The organism is Acinetobacter terrestris, assembly GCF_004331155.1.
GTDB lineage: Bacteria > Pseudomonadota > Gammaproteobacteria > Pseudomonadales > Moraxellaceae > Acinetobacter > Acinetobacter terrestris.
In genome coordinates, this window is sequence record NZ_SJNZ01000003.1 from 24,110 (window position 1) to 50,235 (window position 26,126).

The 26,126-nt window shown below is 42.6% G+C and carries 19 protein-coding genes, 5 tRNA genes and 1 pseudogene; 14 read left to right on the forward strand and 11 right to left on the reverse strand.

Annotated features, from left to right (window positions below):
• The first annotated feature begins 221 nt into the window (after window positions 1–221).
• Window positions 222–1,193, forward strand: a complete 972-nt coding sequence (locus E0H81_RS02445) for a methyltransferase (RefSeq protein WP_131316256.1) — start codon at window positions 222–224, stop codon at window positions 1,191–1,193.
• 305 nt (window positions 1,194–1,498) lie between these two features.
• On the opposite strand, the gene E0H81_RS02450 is transcribed toward E0H81_RS02445, so the two are convergent.
• The 6 genes from E0H81_RS02450 to lldP all read right to left on the reverse strand — a co-directional run bounded on the left by E0H81_RS02450 (window position 1,499) and on the right by lldP (window position 9,745).
• Window positions 1,499–1,588: transfer RNA gene (locus tag E0H81_RS02450), tRNA-Ser, on the reverse strand.
• Between the two features lie 97 nt (window positions 1,589–1,685).
• A complete protein-coding gene (locus E0H81_RS02455) occupies window positions 1,686–3,719 on the reverse strand; it encodes an NADPH-dependent 2,4-dienoyl-CoA reductase (RefSeq protein WP_131316258.1) in 2,034 nt (677 codons plus the stop codon).
• Window positions 3,720–3,932: 213 nt separating this feature from the next.
• Window positions 3,933–5,630: a D-lactate dehydrogenase gene (dld, locus tag E0H81_RS02460; protein ID WP_131316260.1), complete on the reverse strand. Its 1,698-nt coding sequence runs from the start codon at window positions 5,628–5,630 to the stop codon at window positions 3,933–3,935.
• Window positions 5,631–6,159: 529 nt separating this feature from the next.
• On the reverse strand, window positions 6,160–7,314 hold the full coding sequence (lldD, locus tag E0H81_RS02465; protein WP_131316262.1) for an FMN-dependent L-lactate dehydrogenase LldD: 1,155 nt from the start codon (window positions 7,312–7,314) through the stop codon (window positions 6,160–6,162).
• A 2-nt stretch (window positions 7,315–7,316) separates the two neighbouring features.
• Complete coding sequence (lldR, locus tag E0H81_RS02470) at window positions 7,317–8,060, reverse strand: transcriptional regulator LldR (protein WP_131316264.1); 744 nt, start codon at window positions 8,058–8,060, stop codon at window positions 7,317–7,319.
• 20 nt (window positions 8,061–8,080) lie between these two features.
• Window positions 8,081–9,745, reverse strand: a complete 1,665-nt coding sequence (gene lldP, locus E0H81_RS02475) for an L-lactate permease (protein ID WP_131316266.1) — start codon at window positions 9,743–9,745, stop codon at window positions 8,081–8,083.
• Window positions 9,746–10,527: 782 nt separating this feature from the next.
• Here lldP and argG point away from each other — a divergent pair.
• On the forward strand, window positions 10,528–11,871 hold the full coding sequence (gene argG / locus E0H81_RS02480) for an argininosuccinate synthase (RefSeq protein WP_131266664.1): 1,344 nt from the start codon (window positions 10,528–10,530) through the stop codon (window positions 11,869–11,871).
• Between the two features lie 61 nt (window positions 11,872–11,932).
• On the opposite strand, the gene E0H81_RS02485 is transcribed toward argG, so the two are convergent.
• Window positions 11,933–13,192, reverse strand: a complete 1,260-nt coding sequence (locus E0H81_RS02485) for a GGDEF domain-containing protein (RefSeq protein ID WP_131316268.1) — start codon at window positions 13,190–13,192, stop codon at window positions 11,933–11,935.
• Between the two features lie 154 nt (window positions 13,193–13,346).
• Between E0H81_RS02485 and pyrC the strand changes: the two genes are divergently transcribed.
• The 12 genes and pseudogenes from pyrC to E0H81_RS16375 form a co-directional block, all read left to right on the forward strand.
• Complete coding sequence (gene pyrC, locus E0H81_RS02490; protein ID WP_131316270.1) at window positions 13,347–14,381, forward strand: dihydroorotase; 1,035 nt, start codon at window positions 13,347–13,349, stop codon at window positions 14,379–14,381.
• Window positions 14,366–15,025 carry a ribonuclease T gene (rnt, locus tag E0H81_RS02495; RefSeq protein WP_067724098.1) on the forward strand — a complete coding sequence of 220 codons (660 nt, stop codon included), beginning with the start codon at window positions 14,366–14,368 and terminating at the stop codon, window positions 15,023–15,025. Before pyrC ends, rnt begins: the two co-directional genes overlap by 16 nt.
• A gap of 20 nt (window positions 15,026–15,045) precedes the next feature.
• Window positions 15,046–15,121, forward strand: a tRNA-Glu gene (locus E0H81_RS02500).
• Between the two features lie 402 nt (window positions 15,122–15,523).
• Window positions 15,524–15,685, forward strand: coding sequence for a hypothetical protein (locus tag E0H81_RS15880; protein WP_165492576.1), 162 nt, complete (start codon window positions 15,524–15,526; stop codon window positions 15,683–15,685).
• 134 nt (window positions 15,686–15,819) lie between these two features.
• Window positions 15,820–17,244 carry an amino acid permease gene (locus tag E0H81_RS02505; RefSeq protein WP_131316272.1) on the forward strand — a complete coding sequence of 475 codons (1,425 nt, stop codon included), beginning with the start codon at window positions 15,820–15,822 and terminating at the stop codon, window positions 17,242–17,244.
• Window positions 17,245–17,400: 156 nt separating this feature from the next.
• A tRNA-Glu gene (locus E0H81_RS02510) sits at window positions 17,401–17,476 on the forward strand.
• A 111-nt stretch (window positions 17,477–17,587) separates the two neighbouring features.
• Entirely contained in the window at window positions 17,588–19,006 is a 1,419-nt protein-coding gene (locus tag E0H81_RS02515; protein WP_131316274.1) for an amino acid permease, read from the forward strand.
• A gap of 81 nt (window positions 19,007–19,087) precedes the next feature.
• Window positions 19,088–19,981 carry an alpha/beta fold hydrolase domain-containing protein gene (locus E0H81_RS02520; protein WP_131316276.1) on the forward strand — a complete coding sequence of 298 codons (894 nt, stop codon included), beginning with the start codon at window positions 19,088–19,090 and terminating at the stop codon, window positions 19,979–19,981.
• Window positions 19,982–20,108: 127 nt separating this feature from the next.
• Window positions 20,109–20,184: transfer RNA gene (locus E0H81_RS02525), tRNA-Glu, on the forward strand.
• Between the two features lie 12 nt (window positions 20,185–20,196).
• Window positions 20,197–20,272 (forward strand) — tRNA-Glu (locus tag E0H81_RS02530).
• Between the two features lie 132 nt (window positions 20,273–20,404).
• Window positions 20,405–20,788 (forward strand): glutathione S-transferase N-terminal domain-containing protein, encoded by a 384-nt coding sequence (locus E0H81_RS02535; protein ID WP_131316278.1) that lies wholly within the window; start codon window positions 20,405–20,407, stop codon window positions 20,786–20,788.
• Window positions 20,789–20,854: 66 nt separating this feature from the next.
• A pseudogene (locus tag E0H81_RS16375) lies at window positions 20,855–21,115 on the forward strand (glutathione binding-like protein); the annotation flags it as partial.
• Window positions 21,116–21,120: 5 nt separating this feature from the next.
• On the opposite strand, the gene E0H81_RS02545 reads toward E0H81_RS16375, so the two are convergent.
• The 4 genes from E0H81_RS02545 to E0H81_RS02560 form a co-directional block, all read right to left on the reverse strand.
• The gene (locus tag E0H81_RS02545) at window positions 21,121–22,365 is read right to left on the reverse strand and encodes an NADH:flavin oxidoreductase/NADH oxidase family protein (protein ID WP_131316280.1); all 1,245 of its coding nucleotides are present in this window, start codon (window positions 22,363–22,365) and stop codon (window positions 21,121–21,123) included.
• Window positions 22,366–22,465: 100 nt separating this feature from the next.
• Complete coding sequence (locus E0H81_RS02550) at window positions 22,466–24,055, reverse strand: ABC transporter ATP-binding protein (protein ID WP_131316496.1); 1,590 nt, start codon at window positions 24,053–24,055, stop codon at window positions 22,466–22,468.
• Entirely contained in the window at window positions 24,030–25,043 is a 1,014-nt protein-coding gene (locus E0H81_RS02555) for an ABC transporter permease (RefSeq protein WP_131316282.1), read from the reverse strand. Before E0H81_RS02555 ends, E0H81_RS02550 begins: the two co-directional genes overlap by 26 nt.
• Window positions 25,043–26,107: a microcin C ABC transporter permease YejB gene (locus tag E0H81_RS02560; RefSeq protein WP_131316284.1), complete on the reverse strand. Its 1,065-nt coding sequence runs from the start codon at window positions 26,105–26,107 to the stop codon at window positions 25,043–25,045. The genes E0H81_RS02555 and E0H81_RS02560 overlap by 1 nt, the downstream gene beginning before the upstream one ends.
• Between the last annotated feature and the right edge of the window lie 19 nt (window positions 26,108–26,126).

A 26,126-nucleotide genomic window follows, 5' to 3' on the forward strand; every position in this document is an offset into this window, starting at 1 on the left:
AAAAGTAAAAATCAAACCAATAAACATCATATTTTTACCCAAATAAATTGTCTTTTAAGAGAATATCAATCTTATTTATTTTTTAAATCATCAAATGGAAATTTGAGTTAATGAATCAGGGCTGGTTTGGTCATTGCATTAGAAAGGCTTAAATAACATCTATAGCGCTTAAATTTATAGAGCTTAAATTGTTTCTTAATCATCAGGAAGAGAAAATCCATATGAACCAAATTTTGGATGTTGAGACTACGCAGCAGCAGGCCTTGCTTTTTTTATTGGATTATTTAAAACAAAAAGACTATCACTTTACAGTAATCACTCCTCTTTCCCATCAGCGTATTCTGGACCGAAACAACAATACAAAAAACAAAGATATTACTCTCCGCGATATATTCGGCTGGAATTTAGCATTTGCAGAAACGGATCTTGAACCCAGCCTCTTTACAATTTTAGAAAAAAATCAGCTTATCCGTTTTCAAGATGGCCAGTGGTTCACTCATGTCCGAGTCGCTTCCCTAGATGATCAATTGTTTATTCACTCGAGTTTTCCAACAGTCCAACAAGATGCGGTTTTTTTTGGACCGGATACTTATCGCTTTGTTTATCATTTAAAACAGTATTTGGCCGGTAAACCTCAACCCTTCAAACGAGGTCTGGAATTGTGCTGTGGCACTTCTGCTACTGCGATTAGCATTGCCAAACATTTTCCAGAATTTAATGAAATGATGGTGGCCGATCTTAATCCGAAAGCATTGTTGTATAGCCAGATCAATGCGAGTTTTGCAGGTTTAAATCATATCCTTCCGGTTTACAGCAATTTATTTACGAATATTAAAGGACAGTTTGACCTTATTTTTGCCAATCCACCTTATTTAATCGATCCAGATCAGCGTCAATATCGTCATGGGGGCAATGAGCTAGATGGTAATGAGTTATCATTTAATATCGTAAAACAAGCTATGCAACGTCTGAATGCTCAGGGATGCTTATTTTTATATACGGGTGTCGCAATAAGACCAAACGGTAATCCATTTTTAGAACACTTACAAAAACTGCTTAACCCTTATTCAAATATAAAATGGTCTTATGAAGAAATTGACCCCGATGTTTTTGGCGAAGAACTGGATGAGCCGGCTTATCAACATATAGAAAGGATTGCTTTGGTTTTGATGAAATTGGAAATGATGGGTTAAAAATTATTGAGATAAAGAACAGATCAATATGAACTAATTTTTGGCCTATGCGCTTCAAATTAGGCATCGCCTTCTATTTTCGAATAAAAATATCAAACTTATAAAACTTTAATCTATTTCAGCAATTTTAAACTGGGCCAAATTTAAAAAATCTAAATGAGTATAGGGGTAAATATTCTAGCAACGGGTGTTTTAGCAGATTATCTTTATTCACTCAGTAAACCCTCTATAAGTTCGCTTAGAGAGAATATCTAAAAACAATAGACAATAAAAAACCCCGATCAATTGATCGGGGTTTTTGAATTTGGCGGAAGCGGTGAGATTCGAACTCACGGAGGACTCGCACCCTCGTCGGTTTTCAAGACCGGTGCATTAAACCGCTCTGCCACGCTTCCATGTGCGCCATAATACGGATCTTTTTAAAAACTGACAAGCAAAAACTACAACCAAACCATTCAAATGAATATTGTTTCACCAAATTAACTTAAAAAATTATAATTTGGCTGCTAATTCAGCACCTTCACGGATCGCGCGCTTCGCATCAAGCTCTGCTGCCAGTTTTGCGCCGCCAATAATATGATAATTCGCCAAGGTATGTTCACCTTCATTCGGCATAATATCTTTCACTGACTCTTGCCCCGCACACACCACAATGGTGTCTACACGCAAAAGTTGGTCATAGCCATTGGTTTCAATCCATAAACCCTCATTGTTAATAGATTTATATTGCACACCACGTAGCATCTTCACTGCATGCTTTTTCAATTGTGCACGATGTACCCAACCAGTGGTCTTGCCTAAACCCATACCCAGCGGCGTGGTTTTACGTTGCAACAAATAAATTTCGCGGACAGGTGGATCTACTTCGGCAGGCTGTATGCCGCCTTCAGAGATATAGTTCGGATTTGGGTCAATGCCCCACTCGCGTTGCCAGTCTTCTAATGGTTGCGGTTGTGACTGATGTTCTGGTCTCAATAAAAATTCCGACACATCAAAACCAATACCGCCTGCTCCAATAACAGCAACTTTATGACCGACTGGCGCACCGCGCAATACTTCTGCATATGACAAAACTTGCGGTGCATCGCTACCGTCAATTTTAAGCGCACGTGGTACAACTCCCGTTGCCACAATCACTTCATCAAAACCTTCACGTTCAAGTTGTTCACGATTTACCTTGGTATTTAATCGAAGCTCTACTCCGGTTTTTTCAATCTGAACTTTAAAATAACGAATAGTTTCGTGAAACTCTTCTTTACCCGGAACGACTTTGGCTAAATTAAATTGCCCACCGACATCTGTTGCCGCTTCAAATAAAGTGACCTTATGACCACGACTGGCAGCCACTGTCGCAGCAGACATTCCTGCTACACCACCACCGATCACAGCAATTTTTTTAGGATTTTTAGTTTTTAAATACACCAGTTCTGTTTCATATGCGGCGCGTGGATTGACCAGACAGGTTGCGCGTTTATTTTTAAAAGTATGATCTAAACAGGCCTGGTTGCAGGCAATACAGGTATTAATTTCATCCACCCGATTGGTCGCAGTTTTATTGACCCAGAAAGCATCTGCCAACAGCGGTCGGGCCATTTGTATCATATCTGCTTTTCCGGCCGCTAAAATGGCTTCGGCAGTTTCCGGCATGTTAATACGGTTGGATGCAATCACAGGAATAGCGACATGCTTTTTCACTTCTGCTGTGTAATCTGCAAATGCAGCACGCGGTACTGAAGTGACAATGGTTGGAATACGCGCTTCATGCCAGCCTATACCGGTATTCAGCAAAGTCACCCCTGCCTTTTCCAAAGCTTGAGCCACAGTAATCACTTCCTGCATGGTATTGCCGTCATGAACCAGATCAAGCATCGACAGGCGGAAACAGATAATAAATTTCTCACCGACCTTTGCACGAATCGCGCGTACAATTTCCACTGCAAAACGCATGCGGTTTAGAATATCACCACCCCAGCGATCATCGCGCTGATTGACATGACGGCTTAAAAACTGGTTCAGCAAATAGCCTTCTGAACCCATGATTTCCACACCGTCATAGCCAGCTTTTTTGGCAATAGTGGCGGTATGAGCATAATCATCAATGGTATCCAGAATCTGTTTTTCACTCATTTGACGAGGTTTAAAAGGTGAAATAGGCGATTTAATTGGACTTGCAGACACTACAAAAGGTTGATAACCATATCGGCCAGAATGCAAAATCTGCATCAAAATTTTTGCGCCATGCTTATGTACCGCATGAGTCACTAAACGGTGTGGTGCAACATCCCCCAAATGATTCATGGTACCACCAGCTGGCAGTAACCAGCCCTGGCGGTTTGGTGAAATCCCGCCGGTGATAATCAGCCCCACACCACCTTTTGCGCGTTCCCCAAAATATGCCGCCAGTTTTGGATAGTTGTAAAAACGGTCTTCCAAACCGGTATGCATAGAACCCATCACGACACGGTTTTTAATGGTCGTAAAGCCCAAATGTAGCGGTTTTAAAATATTTGCATAGCTTGTTGTCATGATGAATCCTTAATGTATTGGCTTTGCAACTTGTTGCATACTACTTTACCTATTTTTATTTATTTGTTTATGACATCTTTTCAACATTGTATGACGAAACAGTCAATTTGCCATAAAAAAGGTGCAGTGGTTAAGCTGCACCAGAGATAGAACCCATGATTATTTTTTATTTTAATTACAGAATTTTAATTACTGAGTTTTAATTACAGCGGTTTAATTCCAATGTTTTAATTTGGAAGTATGGCCAATCCCGACATTAAAACTGTTGGTCGGATCGAGTTTTTGATAATGATTTTTTAAAGCCGGTTTGGCCACATATAAATGTCCGACATTATGTTCTGCTGGATATTCTGCACCACGCTGATCCAACAAATGCCACATTTGATGCTCCATCGCCAAAGGATCTACGCCTTTTTTAACAATATAGTCCTGATGAAAAACATGACATAAAAAGTGACCGTAATACAGTTTATGAATAATCAAATCATCCATTTCCTTGGGTAAAGTTTCCACCCATTCACGGTCATTACGGCGTAAAGCGATGTCCAAAGCCACAATATCTTCCACTTCACTACGATGGGTATCGCGATAACGAATAGCTGCACCCGCAACGGCAAAACGGTGTAAAAAAGCTTTCCGGCCTTCTTCCTCGCTACACAGAAAATAATCTCCAGTGGGATGAGCGGCAAAATACTGTTGTAGAAATTGCTGAACCTGCTCTACGTCCTGATTTTCGATGCGCAGCATCAGATGATGCTCATACAAATCACGAAATTCATTCATTCGTTTCGGCAAATGTGAAGGCAAAAATTTGGTCAGCAGTTGCAAAGCTTTATCTGACAGCCCTTTCATGCCGATTTTGTCCAAGTAGCCGTCGACTTTATCTTTCATGGCAAAAGCAGCCGGCACTCTGGCAGTCCCGAATTTCTCGATAAACATGAAAGTATCTTTGCCGTATTCGGCCCCGATATCATAAGCGACACGGTGAATATACTCGCCTGCAATTGGCAGGCGTGGCAAATCTTTCAAAAGAAAACGCCGAATCGCGGTTAAATGCTCTTGGGTATGGGTTCCGACATAGAACACCTGACTGGGAATTTTTTCAAAAGTATCCAGGCGTACCGCAAACACGCAGACTTTTCCTGCCGAACCGGAAGCTTCAAACAAACGCGATGGATCGGCATTAAATCGTGCCGGAGTATCTTCATCGACCTGTGTTACATCATGTGCATAATGCTGATCAGAAGCACAACAATTGGAATCATCTTGAATATCATTCAACTGATATTGCTGACTTTCTAAGGTCGATAAAATTTCTTCTGGTGTTACACCCAGATTGATTCCTAAATGATTGACCAGTTCCAGTTGTCCAGATTCATTGACACGTGCATACAGCGCCAGTTCGGTATAAGCCGGCCCACGGCGAACCAGAGCGCCACCCGAATTATTGCAAACCCCACCTAACACCGAAGCTCCAATACAGGATGAACCAATCACGGAATGTGGTTCACGATTAAACGGTGCCAGCTGCTTTTCTAATTTATCCAAAGTTGCCCCAGGCAAACAAACCACTTGTTTTGCATCATTAATCACTTGAATGCCAACTAAACGCCGAGTGTTGATGAGTATTACAGGACGATCATAATCATCACCAAAAGGCGTTGAACCTCCTGTGAGTCCAGTATTGGCTGCCTGCATAATCACAATACTGTCAGCCTGAACAGCAATTTGTAATACCTGCCATTGCTCAACCAAAGAACCGGGCACCACCACTGCCAGAACCTGACCGGATCCATAACGTCGACCTTGACGGTATAATCGTGTGTCATTGTCATCTATTAATACATGTTGCTTGCCGACAATGTTGATGAGCTTTTGAATGGTTTGCTGTACAGCTGATTGAGTTTTCATACGAACCTTATTTATTAAATTTAAGCTTTAGAGCAAGTACATTTTTGTATGAATACACTAAATATTTAGGATATATCACTGCGGAGTCTTACCATTTAAACGTTAAATACAAGGAGCTCGTCCATTACTTTGGTTACGCCCAAAGTAACCAAAGGCATTGTCATCCGCAAAACTCGCCAAATACCCTCTTTTAGCACTTGCTTCGCAGAAACGTTCCCTATCCTAAGAAGTCCTGCCTCGAACAGTTGCAGATGACATTTCCGTGTATCAACTTTATCGTTCAGTTTTAATAGAGGAAATGGACGTTCTCTCTCCTTTTAGGAGAGGGTCAGGGAGAGGTTTATCTGACAATTAAAAAGCTTCTTTCTTTGGTTATTTTCTGGCAAAACATATTTTTCATTTTAAAGTCCTCCTCATCCTAACCTTCTCCCTGAGCAATTTTTGGCGCAAGAGAAGGAACTTCTCAATATATAAATTAATGAATGTCTAAGTTTTAAAATCGTTTAACAGTTCAAAACTGCTGAATATCTCAGCCTGCCAACTCTTTATTTAACTTCACCAAACAATCCGAGGTGATATCCGCAATGGTTTTCGCACCGGTTAAAGTCATCGCCACACGCATTTCTTTCTCAATCAGCTCAAGCAAGTTACTTACACCTGCTCCACCTGATGCCCCTAAAGCATAAATAAAGGCACGTCCGAGCATGCAGGTATCTGCTCCCAGAGCCAGCATACGCACCACATCCAGACCATTACGGATGCCGGAATCGGCCAGAATTTTAATCTCGCCTTTAACTGCATCGGCAATTGGCGGTAAAGCACGAGCACTGGATAAAACACCATCCAGCTGACGTCCCCCATGATTCGACACCACAATCCCATCTGCCCCGAAACGTACAGCATCCTTGGCATCTTCAGGGTCTAAAATCCCCTTGATGACCATGGGTCCATCCCAGTATTCCCGAATCCATTCCAGATCTTTCCAGGAAATAGACGGATCGAAGTTATTGCCTAACCAGCCAATATAATCTTCAAGCCCAGTCGGTTTACCCAAGTATTTAGAAATATTGCCTAAGTCATGCGGACGGCCATGCAATCCCACATCCCACGCCCATTGCGGATGTAATACTGATTGCAAATAACGGCGCATGGCGGCATTGGCACCACTCATTCCAGAATGCGCGTCACGGTAACGTGCGCCTGGAACGGGCATATCTACGGTAAAGATTAAAGTTGAACAACCTGCCGCTTTGGCACGCTCCAAGGCATTTTTCATAAAACCGCGGTCACGTAGCACATAAAGCTGAAACCACATTGGGCGCTGGATGGCCGGTGCTACTTCTTCAATCGGACACACTGACACTGTCGATAAAGTAAAAGGTATGCCTTTTTTATCTGCCGCGACTGCCGCCTGCACTTCACCGCGACGCGCGTACATCCCGGTCAAACCGACCGGTGATAAAGCCACAGGCATCGACAAGGTTTCATCAAACAATCTGGTTTCCAGACTTAAAGACGACATGTCGTTCAGAACACGTTGTCTTAAGGCAATTTTGGATAAGTCTTCTACATTACGCTTGAGCGTATATTCCGCATATGCTCCCCCATCAATATAATGAAACAGGAAAGGTGGCAAGCGACGTCTAGCGGCTTCGCGGTAATCATTAGCAGAAGAAATAATCATGGTTAAATCCTATTTAATCGACTCGCACGCTGACGACGGGCATCTTCCTCATCAATCGAGCGCACTTGTTGAATAACAAACTCAATATGTCCACAGACTGCCTGTCTGGCAGCTTCTGGATCTCGACGTTCAATCGCATCTATCACTTGTTGATGCTGTAAATGCAACTGATCAAAACGATGCGGTTCTGAATATACTTTTCGGCGCCCCAGCACCACGTTGAATTGCAACAAATCAAATAAGCCACGCATCATCTGGATCAACACCAGATTATGCGAGGCTTCAGCAATGGCAAGATGAAATCTGGCATCGGCCTGTGCCGCCTGATCATCATCACCGATGGCTTGAAAATGGCTAATCTGTGCATAGCAATCTCGAATATTTTGCAGATCTTCAGGGGTGGCACGCTCTGCGGCATACCACGCTGTCCCACCTTCCAGAATAGTTCGTGCTTCCTGCACATCAAAGCGGTAAGCAGGATCTTGATCAATCAAGTCACTTAAAGGCTGCACGATTTGATGTTGCGACCAGTTGATCGGCAATTGCTGCAAAAAAGTACCTGCCCCCACTTTACTCAGTAACATTCCGCGACTGGTCAGTTGCTGAATGGCTTCACGTAAAGAGGAACGAGATACGCCCAGTTGTTCACATAATTTCCGTTCAGCAGGCAAACGGTCTCCAACGTGCATATTATTTTGCTCAATCAATATGCGCAGGCTTTGTACGACTTTGTCGGAGACTTTCATTTGCTGACCTCAATTGCGTGTTATGGAATCATCCACGGGAACACATAAGCTTGTAAGGTAATAATAATACCCATCATGATGGTAAAGACGATACTGTGTTTAACGGTAAAACGGAACAGATCAGATTCTTTACCTACAAGTCCTACCGCAGCACAGGCAATTGCAATGGATTGCGGCGAAATCATTTTTCCGGTGACCCCACCACTGGTATTGGCGGCAACCAGCAGCACTTCCGGCACCCCAATCTGTTGAGCAGTGGTGGCTTGCAGCGCTGCAAACAATGCATTGGCTGAAGTATCGGAACCGGTTAAAAACACCCCGATCCAGCCCAAGAATGGCGAGAAGAAAGTAAAGGCTTTACCGCTATGTGCCAGCGCCAATGCCAATGTTGCCGACATGCCTGAATAATTAGCAATGAACGCAAAGGCCAACACCATACCAATGGAATAAATCGGGGTTTTTAATTCATTAAGCGTTTCACCAAAAGTAACAACCGCCTCTTTTGGCTTCATTTTCAAGAAAATAATAGTAATGACCGCTGCAATAAAAATGGCTGTCCCTGTGGCAGAGAGCCAGTCAAATTTAAAAATGGCATCGTAATCTTTAACTTCTGGAACCACCGGCGGCATTTTCTGCACCAGTTGATGCAAATACGGCACCTTGATTGAAAACACCCAGTCATGTAATGCACCATCTTTGGTGAACAAATCCTTGAAGGGTTTGATACTCCAAATGGTCACCATCACGGTTAAAATCATGAATGGCGACCAAGCTTTGGCAATCTGTGGCAGTGTGTATTTTTTTTGCTTATCGGCCTCTAAGCTCTCATCTACATTGCCGTCTTCATTGCTGAAACGGAAAATGTGCTTGGGTTTCCAGAATTTAAGTAAAATCGTTAAGGTCACTAAAGATGCAATCGCTGCAGTAATATCCGGTAGTTCTGGACCGACAAAGTTAGAGGTTAAGTATTGTGCAATTGCAAAAGAGCCACCACCCACAATTACCGCAGGCCAGGTTTCTTTAATACCACGCCAGCCATCCATAATCCCCATGATCCAGAACAGGACGATTGGCACCATAAACGGTAACTGACGGCCCACCATCTGGCTGATTTCCATGGTATCCACGCCAGACACCTGCCCTGCGACAATAATAGGAATCCCCATCGCGCCGAAGGCAACTGGTGCGGTATTTACAATTAAACATAAGCCTGCTGCATATAGCGGTTTAAAGCCCAGTCCGACCAGCAAGGCAGCCGTAATAGCGACCGGTGCACCAAAGCCTGCCGCACCTTCAAGAAAGGTACCAAAAGCGAAACCTACCAGCAGCATTTGCAAACGCTGATCTTCGGTAATGGATAAAATTGAAGAACGGATAATATTAAATTGACCGGTTTTTACTGAAATTTTATATAAAAACACTGCCCCAATAATAATCCAGGCAATCGGCCACAAGCCGTAGAAAAAGCCATAAATCATGGAGGCAAAAGCGACTGCAACAGGCATCTTATAAGCAAAAAGAGAAACCAGCAGTGCTAAAACAACTGTAATGGTTCCCGCCACACTCCCTTTTAATCGAAAAACCGCCAATGCGAGGAAGAAAAAGATAATGGGAATAAGGGCAATTGCACTGGAAATCCAGATATTCCCCATAGGATCGTAAATCTGTTGCCAAGATTGAAGCATTGTCTTCTCCTTGAAATGCTCACGGCGCGATTAGAATTGGTCTGATTATTTAAAAGATTAAATCAATATTGGTATGACCAATAACAAATAAAACAAAAAAATAATTCATATTTAAGCAAATATACTAGTTTTTGTTTAATTAAAGATCAATAGCGGTCTAAATAAAATAATATTGGTCAGACCAATAAATGCAGGAATTTAAATCAGAGACTGTTTTTTAAAATGTGCTAAAAGTGATTCAGCAGAAACTTTAGCTTTGTTTTTATTTAATTTTTTTAAATTATATTTTGACTTGTATATATGTATGCAACTTTAGTCTAATCCCTCTAACTTACTGTTCCATATTATATATTTTAACCCTCAAAATAACCCTGCTCCGTTTCCTCCAGCCTTTCAACTTGGCAGGCATTAAGAGGCTTCATTAGCTCATAAATTGGACTATAATTTTTTACCGTTTTGAACGTGATGACAATGAAGTAAATGCTGGCTTTACTCAACTCTTCTTATTTTTGTGCTCTACCAAGTCCATAAAGAGGTTCTAAGCTCCACCTGCTCACTTTTAATTTACAGGGTAAATTATTTAATTAAATTCCTTTTCTCTGGCCTTAAATCATCTGTTAATGATCTTTCACTATACGATCCGCTTAAAAAGTACAGATATTTTTTTGATTGTTTATTTTTACGAAAAAATTTTTACCTAAAAGTGCTACAATTGAAGCAACTATAGATTCTCCTCGGCTACCAATTATCGTGGTGCCTATTTTATATCGTTAGGACTTACAATGACTGACAATGCAACTATCTTGCAGAATGTACCAGTAGGCAAAAAAGTCGGGATTGCCTTCTCTGGTGGCCTTGATACCTCAGCTGCTTTATTGTGGATGAAACAAAAAGGTGCTGAACCTTATGCTTATACAGCAAACTTGGGCCAGCCAGATGAAGAAGACTACGATGCGATTCCTAAGAAAGCTGAAGCTTATGGGGCAGTAAAAGCTCGTTTAGTTGACTGCCGTTTACAGCTTGCACTTGAAGGTATTGCTGCTATTCAATGTGGTGCGTTCCACATTAGCACTGGCGGTGTTCCTTATTTCAATACGACTCCATTGGGTCGTGCAGTAACAGGCACCATGCTTGTTACCGCAATGAAAGAAGACGACGTAAACATCTGGGGTGACGGTTCAACTTATAAAGGTAACGACATTGAACGTTTTTACCGTTATGGTTTGCTGACCAACCCGAACCTTAAAATCTATAAACCTTGGTTAGACCAAACGTTTATTGATGAATTGGGTGGCCGTGCCGAAATGTCGCAATTCTTAATCGACAACGGCTTTGACTATAAAATGTCAAAAGAGAAAGCCTACTCAACTGATTCAAACATGTTGGGTGCGACTCACGAAGCCAAAGATCTTGAATACCTGAATGCGGGTATCAAAATCGTAGATCCAATCATGGGCGTTGCCTTCTGGAAAGACGAAGTTGAGGTTAAACCTGAACTGGTATCCGTGACTTTCGAAGAAGGTACTCCAGTTGCATTGAACGGCCAACGTTTTGACAATCCAGTTGAATTGATTCTTGAAGCGAACCGTATCGGTGGCCGTCATGGTCTAGGCATGTCGGATCAAATCGAAAACCGTATCATCGAAGCGAAATCTCGCGGTATCTATGAAGCACCAGGTATGGCGCTTCTTCATATCACCTATGAACGCCTTGTAACCGGTATTCATAATGAAGATACCATTGAGCAATACCGTATCAACGGTTTACGTTTAGGTCGTCTGCTTTACCAAGGTCGCTGGTTCGATTCTCAAGCGCTTATGCTTCGTGAAACCGCTCAGCGTTGGGTGGCTAAAGCAGTGACTGGTACCGTAACGCTAGAACTTCGTCGTGGTAATGACTTCACCATCATGAACACTGAATCTGAAAACCTCACTTATGAAGCTGAACGTTTGACGATGGAGAAAGGTGATTCCATGTTTACGCCTATGGACCGTATTGGTCAGTTAACCATGCGTAACCTGGACATTACAGATACACGTGCGAAACTCGGCATCTATACCAACGCAGGTCTTCTTGCAGTGGGTACAGGTTCTGCAGTGCCTCAATTAAAAGACAAAAACAAATAAGTTTGTTTGATGTCAAAAAACCGCCATTTAGGCGGTTTTTTTATCGCTGAATTTGAAGACGCTAAGCAATATTGGCCGCACGAATAGATTGATAATAAATCTGGTTGCGTCCAAGCTGTTTGGCCCGATACAAGGCTTGATCGGCAATCTTGAGCAATTCTTCTTTGCTCAGCTCATTTTCCCCTCGATACACGGTAATCCCCAAACTAATCGTAATATAGCTCGACACCGATGATTGGGCATGCGGAATTTCCAGACGCTCTATGGCCTTAAAAATATTCGACGCGACCGCATAGGCGCCATGGGCATCTGTTTCTGGCAATAACACCACAAACTCTTCGCCACCATAGCGTGCGACAAAGTCCATATGCCGGATGGCATTTTTAATGGATTTGGCAATGGAAAAAATGACATCATCGCCTTTTTGATGGCCGTAAAAATCGTTATAGTTTTTAAAGAAATCGACATCAATAAACAAAATGGATAAAGAGCTGTGCTCTAGGCGAGTTTGCTGATAAAAAACTTCCATCATTTCATCAAAAGTACGCCGATTTGAAATTTTGGTCAGTTCATCATGCTGACTCAAATGCAATAATTCCGAATTATGGATACGGTGAATTTTTTCACTAATTCTGGCGCGCATTGAATACAGATAAATCATCCGTTCACGTGCAAAAATCATATGACTAATTACATAACCAAGTACACAGCTTCCAGTGAGAATACGCCCCAGTACCATCGCATCAAAATTAACTTGCAGCCCTAAAAACAGGACAATTGTGAACAGTGCTGCCGATACGCCTGTCACCAACATGTGAAAGGGTTTTACCCCGGTCAGAATATAACCAAGAATATAAATAATACATAATATCGCCATGGCCTGATGCTGCAGCACAACCGTATCTACGGTCATGGTCAACCATGACATGGAAACAATTGCCCAAAACTTGAGTCCCATCGCAGCATGGGCAAAATATGGACGTAATTTAGGATAATAAGCAAAACAGAACAAGACCATTAAACAAGAGCCGCCATTCACCAGTCCTAACATGCAGCGCACGAAATCATGGACGAAATATTGCTGGTCGATAATCCAGTAGTCACTTGGAATCATGACCACCATAAAAACAAAATAGGTTAAAACGCCACCCCAAAAGTATTTTTCAATATGTTTACGCGCGCGTTCTAAATTTTTAGACCAAAATTCCTGTTCTAATTTTTTTGGAAAAACTTGTCCTACGCGGTGACTTTGCTGCGTAATCAGTTCTTCTACTTTTTCTTTATCATACTGTAATTTAGCCAGATTATACTTGTATTCCATTCGCAAGCATTATGTAGTTATTTTTTAGTTACTTAAAAGTAACACAATTTTATGGTTTATATTTAAATATATATCACCATTTGTCTTTAATTCTCGTTACCATTTTCACACTTTATAGATTATCATTTGTTTTATTTCCTCGATTGAAATGGCCTTGAATACAATCACTCTCCTCCAGCCAGATGATTGGCACGCTCACCTTCGTGATGGTCTTGCTTTAAAACGTACGGTTCCAGATTTAGCCAAACAGTTTGCACGCGCAATCTGTATGCCAAACACTGTTCCTCCTGTGAAAACAGTTGAAGAAGCGATTGCTTATCGTGAACGTATTTTGGCGCATGTGCCTGAAGGCATCTCATTTGATCCGCGTATGGTGCTTTACTTTACGGACTTCACCCAACCGAGTGAAGTTAAAAAAATCAAAGAATCTGAACATGTAAATGCCATCAAGCTATACCCTGCCGGTGCAACGACAAATTCAGACAATGGTGTCAGCGATATTCGTAAAGTTTATGCTGTGATCGAGCAACTTGAAGAGCATCAAGTGCCTTTATTGCTGCATGGTGAAGTTACTCATAACCATGTCGATATTTTTGATCGTGAAAAACGCTTCCTCGATGAAGTGCTTTCTCCGCTTTTAAAACAGTTCCCTAAGCTTAAACTGGTGCTTGAACACATTACTACCAGTGAAGCTGCACATTTTGTACTCGAACAAGACCGCAATGTTGCTGCAACGATTACCCCGCAGCACTTATTGTTTAACCGTAATGATATGCTGGTCGGTGGCGTGAAGCCGCATTTCTATTGTTTGCCGATTTTAAAGCGTCAAACCCATCAGCAAACATTACTTGAAGTGGCGACCAGCTCGAATCCTAAATTTTTCTTGGGTACAGACAGCGCGCCGCATTCAAAAGATGCTAAAGAAAATGCATGTGGCTGTGCAGGTTGCTATAGTGCACCAACCGCAATTGAATTATATGCTCAAGCTTTTGACCAAGTCGGTAAAATTGACCGTCTGGAAGGTTTCGCCAGCCACTTCGGTGCTGACTTCTATGGTCTGCCGCGTAATACCAATACCATTACCCTGGTAAAAGAAGAGCAAGTTATTCCGACAAGTTTAGACTACTTGGATGGTGAAAAAATTATCCCACTATATGCGGGTAATACCATCCAATGGAGAAAAGTGTGACAGATGAAACCCAACCAATAATTGGTCAGCGTTTCCGTGGATTTCTACCTGTTGTTGTCGATGTCGAGACAGCAGGTTTTAACTCACAGACCGATGCCTTATTGGAAATTGCAGCAATTCCCATTATTTATAATGAAGAAGGTCAATTTGTGCCAGGTGAAGCCCATCATGCACATATTAATCCTTTTGAAGGGGCGAATTTAGACCGCCGTTCACTGGATTTTATTGGGGTTGATCCATTTAATCCGATGCGCATGGCCATGGCGGAAGATGAAAAAAGTGCCTTAAAACGTATTTTTAAATCTGTAAATGAAGTTCGTCGCCAGCAGAATTGTACCCACGCCGTTTTGGTTGGTCATAATGCGCATTTCGATCTAGGTTTTGTACAAGCAGCCATTGCACGTACTGGAACTAAAAATCAAAATCCATTTCACAGTTTTTCTGTGTTCGATACCGTGACTTTAAGTGCGGTCATGTTTGGTCAAACCGTACTGGCAAAATCGTGTATTCACGCTGGAATTGAGTTTGATGGTAAGGAAGCACACTCTGCTTTATACGATACTCAAAAGACTGCTGAACTGTTTTGCTATATTTTGAACAAACTCGCACCTCATCTACTTGACACTCTGGTGGCGGATCAATAAGATACCGCCATCTTCTAAACGTCCCTATCGTCTAGAGGCCTAGGACATCGCCCTTTCACGGCGGTAACCGGGGTTCGAATCCCCGTAGGGACGCCATTTATTCTTTCTCCTCGCTTTCATTCAATTTATTAAAAGTATTCTATTCTTTTAGATTTTGCTTCTTTTTAAATACCCTCTATTCTATTCATTATTTCAGATTCTATTCATTGTTTTAGTTTCGATTAAAACAGCTTTTATTCTATTTAATTCCAAAGCGATATTTTCAATTTCCAGAAATTTGTACCCATCTTAGGTCTAATGGTGAATCATCTGATTAGTCCACAAAATAGCAATGTAAATAATGATGGAACCACGAACGCTAAAAACTGCTCGCCAATTTATTGCCGATATTACTTTTAAGTTCTAATTTTAAAAGTTTAACTCCTGAGCACTTTGGTGCTCTTTTTTTATCTCAGTTTGCATGCTAAGGTTAAGCCCCCCATCAATACTGCTTCGATGATGTTGAAAAACGTTTTTATTGTGTTCATGATTCTACTGCCTTCAGCCGTATATATTTATCTTTCCAGCAAAGATGCCGAACCTGCCCAAGAATCTTCCTTTGCTGCACCTAAACAGGTACCTGCGCAACAATCACCAAAATATCAAACACCGGATCATTAAAAGCGCGGTTTAAGTCATTTTTTTATTTATCTGGTTTTCTTATTAAATTGAGTAATGAGTCAGAAAAAAACGATTTATATGAATATTCACGCAATCAGCAATTAAAATAATTCTTTCAACTCTTTTTCTAGATTATGCAATCTCCTATTCAGCCTTCGCAGCATTCAGCTGCCGAGGGGCAAACCACTTCATTAAAAAGAGCCATGACCAAGCGTCATCTCATTATGCTCTCTCTTGGTGGTGCAATCGGTACCGGTTTATTTCTGGGTTCTGGTGAAGTCATTTCACAAGCAGGTCCGCTGGGTGCAGTCATTGCCTATATTATTGGCGGTTTAATTGCCTACATGGTCATGCTTTGTTTAGGCGAGCTTGCCGTACATTTACCCGTATCTGGCTCATTTGGTGCCTTTGCATCCAATTATATTGGACCCGGTACAGGTTATATGGTGTCCTGGATGTACTGGCTCGGCTGGTCAGCAACGCTAGGAACTGAATTTACTGCCGCCGCATTACTGATGCAGGAATGGTTTCCCAGTACCTCTATCTGGATCTGGACACTGATTTTCGCCAGTGGGGTTCTGCTGTCCAACTTAAGTTCCACCCGAACGTTTGCCGAATCTGAATTTTGGCTTTCCATGATTAAAGTGGCCACGGTTCTGGTTTTCATTGTTTTAGGTTTTGGCGCTATTTTTGGTTTTATTCCTTTTCAGGGTTATGAATCTGCCCCACTATTTGCAAATTTAACCGAACATGGCTGGTTACCCAACGGCATCTTCCCTATTTTTGCCACCATGCTGATTGTCAATTTTGCATTTAATGGTACCGAAATGATCGGGATCGCGGCGGGCGAAACCCAAAATCCGGAAAAAAATGTCCCCAAAGCCATTCACGCTGCGGTATGGCGCTTAATCATTTTCTTTGTGGGAACGATTATCGTGATTAGCTCACTACTTCCTTATCAAGATGCAGGTTTAAATGCGGGTCATGGCTTAAGTAGCAGTCCATTTGTATCCGTGTTTAACCTGATGGGCATTCCTTACGCGGTTGATATTATCCGTTTTGTAATTATTACCGCATTACTCTCCACTGCAAACTCTGGACTGTATGCCGCTTCCCGCATGATGTGGGCGTTAGCAGCACAAAACCAGCTGCCTCGTGTATTTGCCAAAGTCAGTAAATCCGGTATTCCTGTACTGGCAGTGCTGGTTACCATGATTGGCGGTTTACCGGGTCTGCTTTCAGAACAGTTTGGCGCAGATGTCATCTTTAAAAACTTGCTCGGTGTGGCTGCATTTACCATGGTCATTGTCTGGATGAGTATTTGCTGGAGCCAGTTTAATTTCCGTCGTCAATGGCTCAAACAGGGTCATCAGGTTGCAGAACTTAAATTCCGTACCCCATGGTTTCCGCTAGTACCGATTCTCGGTTTTATTTGCTGTACAGCGACAGGTTTAAGCATGGCTGCAGATCCTGAAATGATTTCTGGCTTTATTGGCTGCCTGCTGTTTATGGCGGGCTGCTATGCCAGTTATTATTGGTTGTATCACCATAAAGATTAGTTCGTGATTGCTATATGAAAAAAGCGCAGTTTAAAACTGTGCTTTTTTACAGAGATTTGTCATTTTTTATGCAATCAATTCAATATTTTAAAAATAATGCAATTACAGGTTTGACAGTCCCATTAAAAATCCATAATATACGCATCACCTCCTAACGACCCTATCGTCTAGAGGCCTAGGACATCGCCCTTTCACGGCGGTAACCGGGGTTCGAATCCCCGTAGGGTCGCCATATATCGTTTCATACGATCATTCAAGCTTCAACAGTTCTCATTATTACATTGCAGATTTGTAGTTTTTCACTACAATAGCTTGCTTCATTTCTCTTTTTTGTTTTTCTCTTATGCAGTCATCTCATACTCCGAATGATGCTTCGCATCAGGGCAATTCTGCGCCTTTAAAACGCGCTATGAGTACTCGACATCTGGTCATGATTTCGCTTGGTGGCGCAATCGGAACAGGTCTGTTTTTAGGTTCGGGTGAAGTCATTGCACAAACGGGGCCTGTAGGTGCCATCATCGCCTATGTATTAGGTGGTTTAATTGCCTATGCTGTCATGCTTTGTTTAGGCGAGCTTGCGGTGCATATGCCCGAATCGGGTTCTTTTGGCACATATGCACACAAATTCATTGGTCCGGGTACGGGCTATATGATTACCTGGTTGTATTGGCTAACCTGGACAGCCACACTGGGAACTGAATTTACTGCGGCAGCCTTGCTGATGCAGGAATGGCTTCCTCAAATTTCAGTCTGGATCTGGACCATTGGTTTTGCAGCCATTGTTTTTGGACTCAACATGAGTTCAACCAAATTATTTGCAGAATCTGAATTTTGGCTGTCACTTGTCAAAGTGATCACGGTGATCAGCTTTATTATTTTGGGTCTATTGGCAATCTTTGGGATATTTTCATTCCAGGGCTACTCATCTGCGCCTTTATTTAGCAACCTGACCGCTCAAGGCTGGTTCCCTCAAGGCCTGTTCCCTATTTTTGCAACCATGCTGATTGTGAACTTCGCCTTCTCGGGCACCGAACTGATTGGTGTGGCTGCCGGTGAAACCAAAGACCCTGCCAAGAATGTGCCTAAAGCGATCAATGCAGCGATCTGGCGCTTGTTAATCTTCTTTGTCGGCACCATTATCGTGATTAGTGCGCTGTTGCCACATCAGCTGGCAGGCTTGGGTGCTGAAGGTGTCAGTAGCAGTCCATTCGTTACTGTCTTTACCTATATTGGTATTCCACATGCAGAAGATATTATTCGCTTTGTAATTATTACGGCGCTGTTATCTGCAGCCAATTCGGGTTTATATGCTGCTTCACGCATGATGTGGTCGTTATCTGACAAAAAACAACTCCCTGCGGTATTCTCTAAAGTGAACCATCGCGGTATTCCATTTATTGCCATTATGGTCACCATGCTGGGTGCCTTGCCGGGCTTGCTTTCAGAACAGTTTGCACCTGAAACCATCTTCAAAAATTTGCTGGGTGTGGCTGCATTTACCATGGTTGTGGTTTGGATGAGCATTTGCCTGAGCCAGTTCAATTTCCGTCGTCAATGGTATAAAGCAGGTCATACTGCAAAAGAATTAGGCTTTGCCGCACCCTTGTTTCCAATCGTGCCGATCTTAGGTTTTGTATTCTGTTTTATTACCTGTATCAGTATGGCAACTGACCCTGAAATGCTACCGGGCTTTATTGGTTGTTTGATCTTTATTGCCGCGTGTTATCTCAGTTATTATGTTTTCTATCGAAAGCAAAACTAACACATAAAAAGAGTGGTCAAGTACCACTCTTTTTTTTAAGCTCAATAAAGACAATAACCTCTATAAAAAGTCTGACCCGGTATGAAAATCATTTTTATTCACGGCATGAATCAGCAAAGCTATGATGCAGATTCATTAAGACAACATTGGTTAAATGCCTTTCAGTCCGGTTTAAATCATTCACATCTCGATCTTGAACTAAACTCACTGGATATCAAGTTACCCTTTTATGGTGATTTACTCAGCAAACATAAACTGTATAACAACCTGGATTTAGATACTTTATTACCCAAGTCTATTGCGCATTTACATCTACCCTTTCATTTAAGGCATAACAGCACCATCGCCCCGGAGCCTCATCCCTGTGTCAGCGCATTACCGGATTTTAATCCAGCATACGCCAAGTCACTGACCCAGCGCCTGGCCGTGTTTACAGAATTGACCCGAGATCATGCCTTTAAAGAGCTGGTTCTGTTTCTCAACCATTATCCCAAGCTGCATGAAACATTAATTCATAAATTCTTAATTGAAACTTACTTATATCTCTCCAACCCGGATTTTATGCAGGAAGTTCATCAGCGGATCATGTCTTATCTTCATCCAGAGCTGGATCATATTATTGTCGCGCATTCACTCGGGTCGGTCATTACCTATAACCTGTTGCATCAATATCCGCATTTCAGAATTCAGCGCTTTATTACTTTAGGCTCGCCTCTGGCATTTAAAGTCATTCAGGAAAAACTTGTCACCCCTATTTCCAGACCACCTCAGCTTTATGGCGACTGGTTCAACTTTTATTCACCTGATGATTTTTTAACTGCCTTCCCTTTGTGTAATGCCCCCTTCAATTTTGAACCACCGATTATTAATCAGGCAATCAGAACGCCCACCAACAATCCACATAGCATTAGCGGCTATTTACAGCATCCCGCGATCATCAAAAGCATTGTGGAGGCCTTAAAATGCAAAAAATAGCGAATTTCAAAGTATATTTCACATATTTGTTTTATTTTTATTCACTTGATTGGGTTTTTAAAGATTATCTCCGAAAAAGGTTTGACAGGTATTAATATCCACCCTATTATACGCCCACCTCTGAAACGTCCCCATCGTCTAGAGGCCTAGGACATCGCCCTTTCACGGCGGTAACCGGGGTTCGAATCCCCGTGGGGACGCCAATTCATATAGATGACCCTATCGTCTAGAGGCCTAGGACATCGCCCTTTCACGGCGGTAACCGGGGTTCGAATCCCCGTAGGGTCGCCATATTCGAGATTGAAAAATCTCATAAAAAAGCCTGAGCATTTTGACTCAGGCTTTTTTGTTTTTAAGATTCTTGAACCTAAAATAGTTTTCTGTTTTATACTTCCACAACAGTAAAATAATAAACTTAAACGTATGCATATTCGCCTATTTCACAAAACCAATCCACGCTCTCAACGAATCCTCTGGCTATTAGAAGAATTACATCTCGATTATGAAGTGATCTATTGTAACCATCCCATCCCGACTCAAGAATTGGAAAAATTACCCAGTCATCCTTCTTCACTCAAATTTCCGACGGTACAAATTTTTCATGATGATTCAGCAGAGAGCATTGTAATATCTGAAACAGCTGCAATTGCCGAGTACTTAAGTCATCAATTGAATGCTTTAGGCATATCCCAGCTCTTTCGCCAAGAAATACAGTCCTATTATTATTGGAAAAATTTTGCTGAAGCGACCTTTATGCCTGAGCAAGAACAAAGCACTGCTTTGTTCGCAGCACAAGGCACGGCCTAGAAAGAAACGTCAGCTACTTCTGGTAGTTTTCTAAAGTTTGGTTTCGATCGTGGTTATTTAAATCATGCGCTTAATCAACATTTATTCGCGATTGATCAGCATCTAAAAAACCACATCTATTTAACAGGCAATCACTTTAGCATTGCAGATCTTTTATTATGGTTTCCGCTACTGGCTTGTACGCAATCCAATACAGCATTTAAATCGCTACAGCATATTCAATGTTATTTACAACAAATCCAAAACAGACCAGCCTTTCAACGTGCAGCGGAAAAAGGACAATGGTCTGCTTTGGAGTTTGAGTTGTATTGGTCTAAAGCATGGTAATCCGCTTAAGCACTACGACGTGAATTAAGCTGGCCTTTAATGATGGCGGTAATATTGCCTGTGGCATATTTCAAGAACACTTTTAGCGGTGACAGTTTCGGATTGGGACGTTTGCCTTGCGCGATCTCTTTAAACTGTGCGGCGTACCAGATAATTTCCATAATCGCCATTTTATCGACCATCGGGATACCGGTCTTAATTTTATCTACTGCGTAACGCACATCCTGTCCTTCAATCAAGCGATCGGTTAAATCGGTTTCCACCGCCAACGGACGGGCAATCCCGATAAATTCACATGCACCACTATCCAGCGCTGCATTCATCCCTGCGACTGTACGAAAACCTCCTGTCACCATTAAATGACATTTGACTTGTTTACGAATGTTCTCGGCAAAATCGAGGAAATACGCTTCACGGGCAATGGTGCTGACTTTACGCTTATCTGCTTTTGCTCCAGCCATTGCCGGGGCTTCATAAGTTCCGCCCGAAATTTCAATCAGGTCAATTCCTGCTGCATCTATCGCTTTAAACACTGCAATGACTTCATCTTCTGTAATGCCGCCACGCTGAAAATCTGCCGAATTCAATTTCACCGAAATGATAAATTGATCCGAAGTTGCCGCACGGACTGCCTTATAAATTTCCAGCAAGAAACGCATGCGGTTTTCAATCGAGCCGCCCCATTGATCCTGACGCTTATTGGTCAAGGGCGATAAAAACTGGCTGATCAGATAACCATGCGCACCATGCAGCTGTACGCCTTCAAAACCGGCTTTTTCACAGATTTGAGCAGAAGTGGCAAAACGCTGGATAATGTCGAGAATTTCATCTTCACGTAATTCACGCGGTGTGCCAAACGTGGTGGCAAGCACTGGACTAAAAGGAACTGCCGACGGTGCAACCGTTTCCTTGTTTAAGCCCTTAGGACACTGACGGCCTGGATGGGACAATTGAATCAGTTGCACCATGCCATGCTGTTTACCAATCTCTGCCCATTGCTGTAGCTTCGCCAAATCACGTTCCGACTCAATCACCACCACGCCCGGTTCGTTTTTGGCACGAAAATCCACCATCACATTGCCGGTAATCGCGCAGCCCAAGCCACCTTTGGCCCAGGCTTCATACAGATTAAAATGTAGCTGGCTGGGCTGACCTGCATCATTTGCCAAAGCCTCACTCATCGCGGCTTTGATAATTCTATTTTTAAAGGTGATATTTCGAATGGAAATGGCTTCAGCAAGATGGCTCATATTTCAATCCTGGTTTATTTGTATTTATTTAGAGTTAATACCCTAACCTTATTCTGTAATCCGTCAATGGCTATTCTGACAATATGACTTGTCAGTAATTTTAAACATACTGACTTGCTTCAATCAGTTGCCGGGTATATTCAGTTTGTGGATTTAAAAATAATTGTTCCGTGCTCTGGAATTCCATGACTTGAGCACGACGTAACACCAGCACTTTCTGACATAGGGCTTTCACCACCTGCAAGTCATGGCTGATAAATACATAGCTGATCTGATGTTCCTGTTGTAAGCGTCTGAGCAATTTCACAATCGCACGCTGAGTGGTACGATCCAGTGCCGAGGTCGGTTCATCCAGAATAAGCAACTTAGGCCGTAATACCAGTGCGCGAGCCAAAGCTACACGCTGACGCTGCCCACCCGAAAGTTCATGCGGATAACGGGTTCTAAAGCTGATCGGCAATTCGACTTTTTCCAAGGCTTCATCAATCCGCTGTGATATTTCCGCGCTAGCCAGTTTTTTTAGGCCCAATCCCTCACCAATGGTTTGTTCTACATTCAAGCGTGGATTTAAACTGCTAAACGGATCTTGGAATACAATCTGAAATTCGGCACGTAACGGTCGTAACTGCTTTTCATTGCACTGGTTTAAATCTGTGCCAAGCAGCACAATTTCACCGTCACTTTTAATCAGGCGGGTAATCGCTAAGGCCAGTGAGCTTTTACCCGAACCGCTTTCACCGACAATGCCAATCGATTCCCCTTGGGCCAACGCTAAGTCTAAGGGTTCAACCGCTATAAAGTAGTCTTTGACCCGATTTAACAAACCTTGCTTAATGGGAAACTTCACCGCGACATTGTGTAAAGCCAATATATTGGGACGCTCTGCAATTTGAATGGCTTCACCAAAATCATGATTCAGTAAATCCCGGGTATAGGCTTGTTTCGGGTTTTTAAAAATTTCTGTAACGCTACCCTGTTCTTCAACCATACCTTTATTCATTACAATCACCTGATCGGCATAGCGATGCACCAGATTTAAATCATGGCTGATTAGAATCATGGCCATATTTCGGCTTTGTTGTAATGATTTAAGCAGATGTAAGATTTGTGCCTGCAAAGTCACATCCAAAGCGGTGGTTGGCTCATCGGCAATCAGAATATCCGGATCTAAAGCCAAGGCCATGGCAATCATCACCCGTTGACGCTGTCCACCAGAAAGCTCATGCGGATAACGGCGTAATTTATCTTCAGGCTCGCCAATCCCGACATCATTCAGCAATTCGATAATGCGTGCCTGAGTCTTTTGCTTTGACCAGCCTTGCAGCAACAAAGTTTCGCCAATAATTTTTTCCACCCGATGGAGTGGATTTAAAGCCGTCATCGGTTCCTGAAAAATCATGGCAATTTTCTGGCCACGAACTTGTCTCAGCTGCTCAGTTTTGATTGTCAATAAATCGTGTTGCCCCAGCCTAGCCTGACCTTTTATTTTTAAGGTACTTGGCAAAAGCCCAAGTAAAGCCAGACTGCTGATCGATTTGCCTGAACCGCTTTCACCGACAATGGCAATGGTTTCACCTGCATGCAGCTTAAAGTTCAGGTCATCCACCAGAACCTGCTGTTCATGCTGAATATTTAAATGTTCTACAGTTAATACCACTTCTGGATTATTGGCGTCTTGGATCGAATGCATCACGTGTCGCCTCCCCGATATAAATCAATAAAGATAAGACAATGGCCAAGGTAAAGAAGCCAGAGAGCGCCAGCCACGGTGAATTCAGGTTGGATTTGCCTTGCAATAACAATTCACCCAAAGATGCGGCATCTGGCGGTAAACCATAACCCAAGAAATCTAAGGCAGTCAGTGCGGTGATATTGGCCGTCAGCATAAAAGGTAGCTGCGACAAACTGGAACTCATGGCATTGGGCAAGATATGCCGAAACATAATGGTTCGATCTTCCACCCCTAAACTGCGTGCGGCTCGAACATAATCCAGGTTACGTGCCTTTAAAAATTCAGCACGAACCAATCCCACCAAAGTGGTCCAGCCGAACAGCAGCATGATGAGAAACAGCCAGTAGACGTTCGGGGTAAACATGCTGACCAGAATCATCACCATGAATAGCATCGGCAGACCACCCCACACTTCTAAAATCCGCTGACCGAGCAAATCAATCCATCCACCATAATAGCCCTGAACCGCCCCGACAGCGATTCCTAGAATGGCTGAAGCAATGGTTAAAGCAAATCCAAACAGCAGCGATACGCGCAAACCATAGAGGATACGCGCCAGTACATCACGCCCTTGGTCATCGGTGCCGAGCCAGTTTTGTGAAGTCGGTGCAGAAGGCACAGGAACCGCCAGTTCCAGATTCGGTGTCTGGTAGGAATATTTAATCAGTGGCCAGACTGCCCAGCCTTTATCGTTAATGAGCTGCTGTACCACTGGATCTTTATAATCTGCTTCGGTTTCGAATACCCCGCCAAAAGCCGTTTCCGGATAGGATTTAAAAACCGGCAGATAAAGTGAATCATCGTAGCTCACCAAAAGCGGTTTATCGTTGGCGATTAGTTCAGAAGCAAGCGATAAAACCAAGATCACGGCAAAGACGATTAAGCAGCCAAAACCGAGCTTGTTTTCCTTAAAACGTTTCAGGCGTGTCTGCATTAAAGGTGACATTATTCAACACCTCGCGAATCAAAATTAATACGCGGGTCAATCACCTGATACAACACATCGCTGATTAAACGCAGAATCAAACCCAGCAAGGTAAACAGGAACAATGTTCCAAAAATCACAGGATAGTCGCGCTGTTGTATCGCTTCAAAACCAAGCAATCCCAAACCATCCAGATTGAAAATGATTTCAATAAACAGGTTGCCGACAAAGAAAATGCCGATCAGGGCTTCAGGCAGACCTGCAATCACAATCAGCATCGCATTACGAAAGACATGACCATATAACACCCTTGATTCGGTTAAGCCTTTAGAACGTGCCGCCAGCACATACTGCTTGCTCAACTCTTCCATAAACGAATATTTGGTTAAATAGGTAAGGCTGGCAAAACCGCCAATCACCATCGCAAGCAAAGGCAAGGTCATATGCCAGAAATAATCTTTAATTTTGCCTAATAAGCTCAGTTCACTAAAGTTTTCTGAAACCAGTCCCTGTAGTGGGAACCACTGAAAATATGAACCGCCAGCAAAAAACACAATCAGCAAAACGGCAAAGACAAAAGACGGTACGGCATAACCAATCGCCAATAGCATGGAGGTGGATTTATCAAACAGCATGCCATGTTGCCGGGCTTTTTTAATGCCTAAAGGAATAGAGACCAGATAAATCAGCAAAGTGCTCCATAGTCCCAATGACAAGGACACCGGCATTTTTTCCCAGAGCAACTGGGTCACAGGCTTATCTTTAAAAAAACTGGTGCCAAAATCAAAAGTCACATAACTTTTCAGCATCATCCAGAAGCGTTCGGGTGCCGGCTGATCAAAACCATATTGCGCCTTGATCTTCTCGACCATTTCTTCGCTCAAGCCTTTTGCACCCTGATAATTGCTTTTAGCTGACGCGGTTTCACCTCCCGTGGCGCCCATGCCCTGAAAAGCTTCCGCCTGTTGAATGGCTTGCTCGACAGGACCCCCGGGTGCGATTTGAATCACCACAAAGTTAATCAATAAAATGAAAAACAGTGTCGGAATAATCAGCAGCAGTCTTTTTAGTATATATATGCCCATCGAAATGACATTCCTTGTG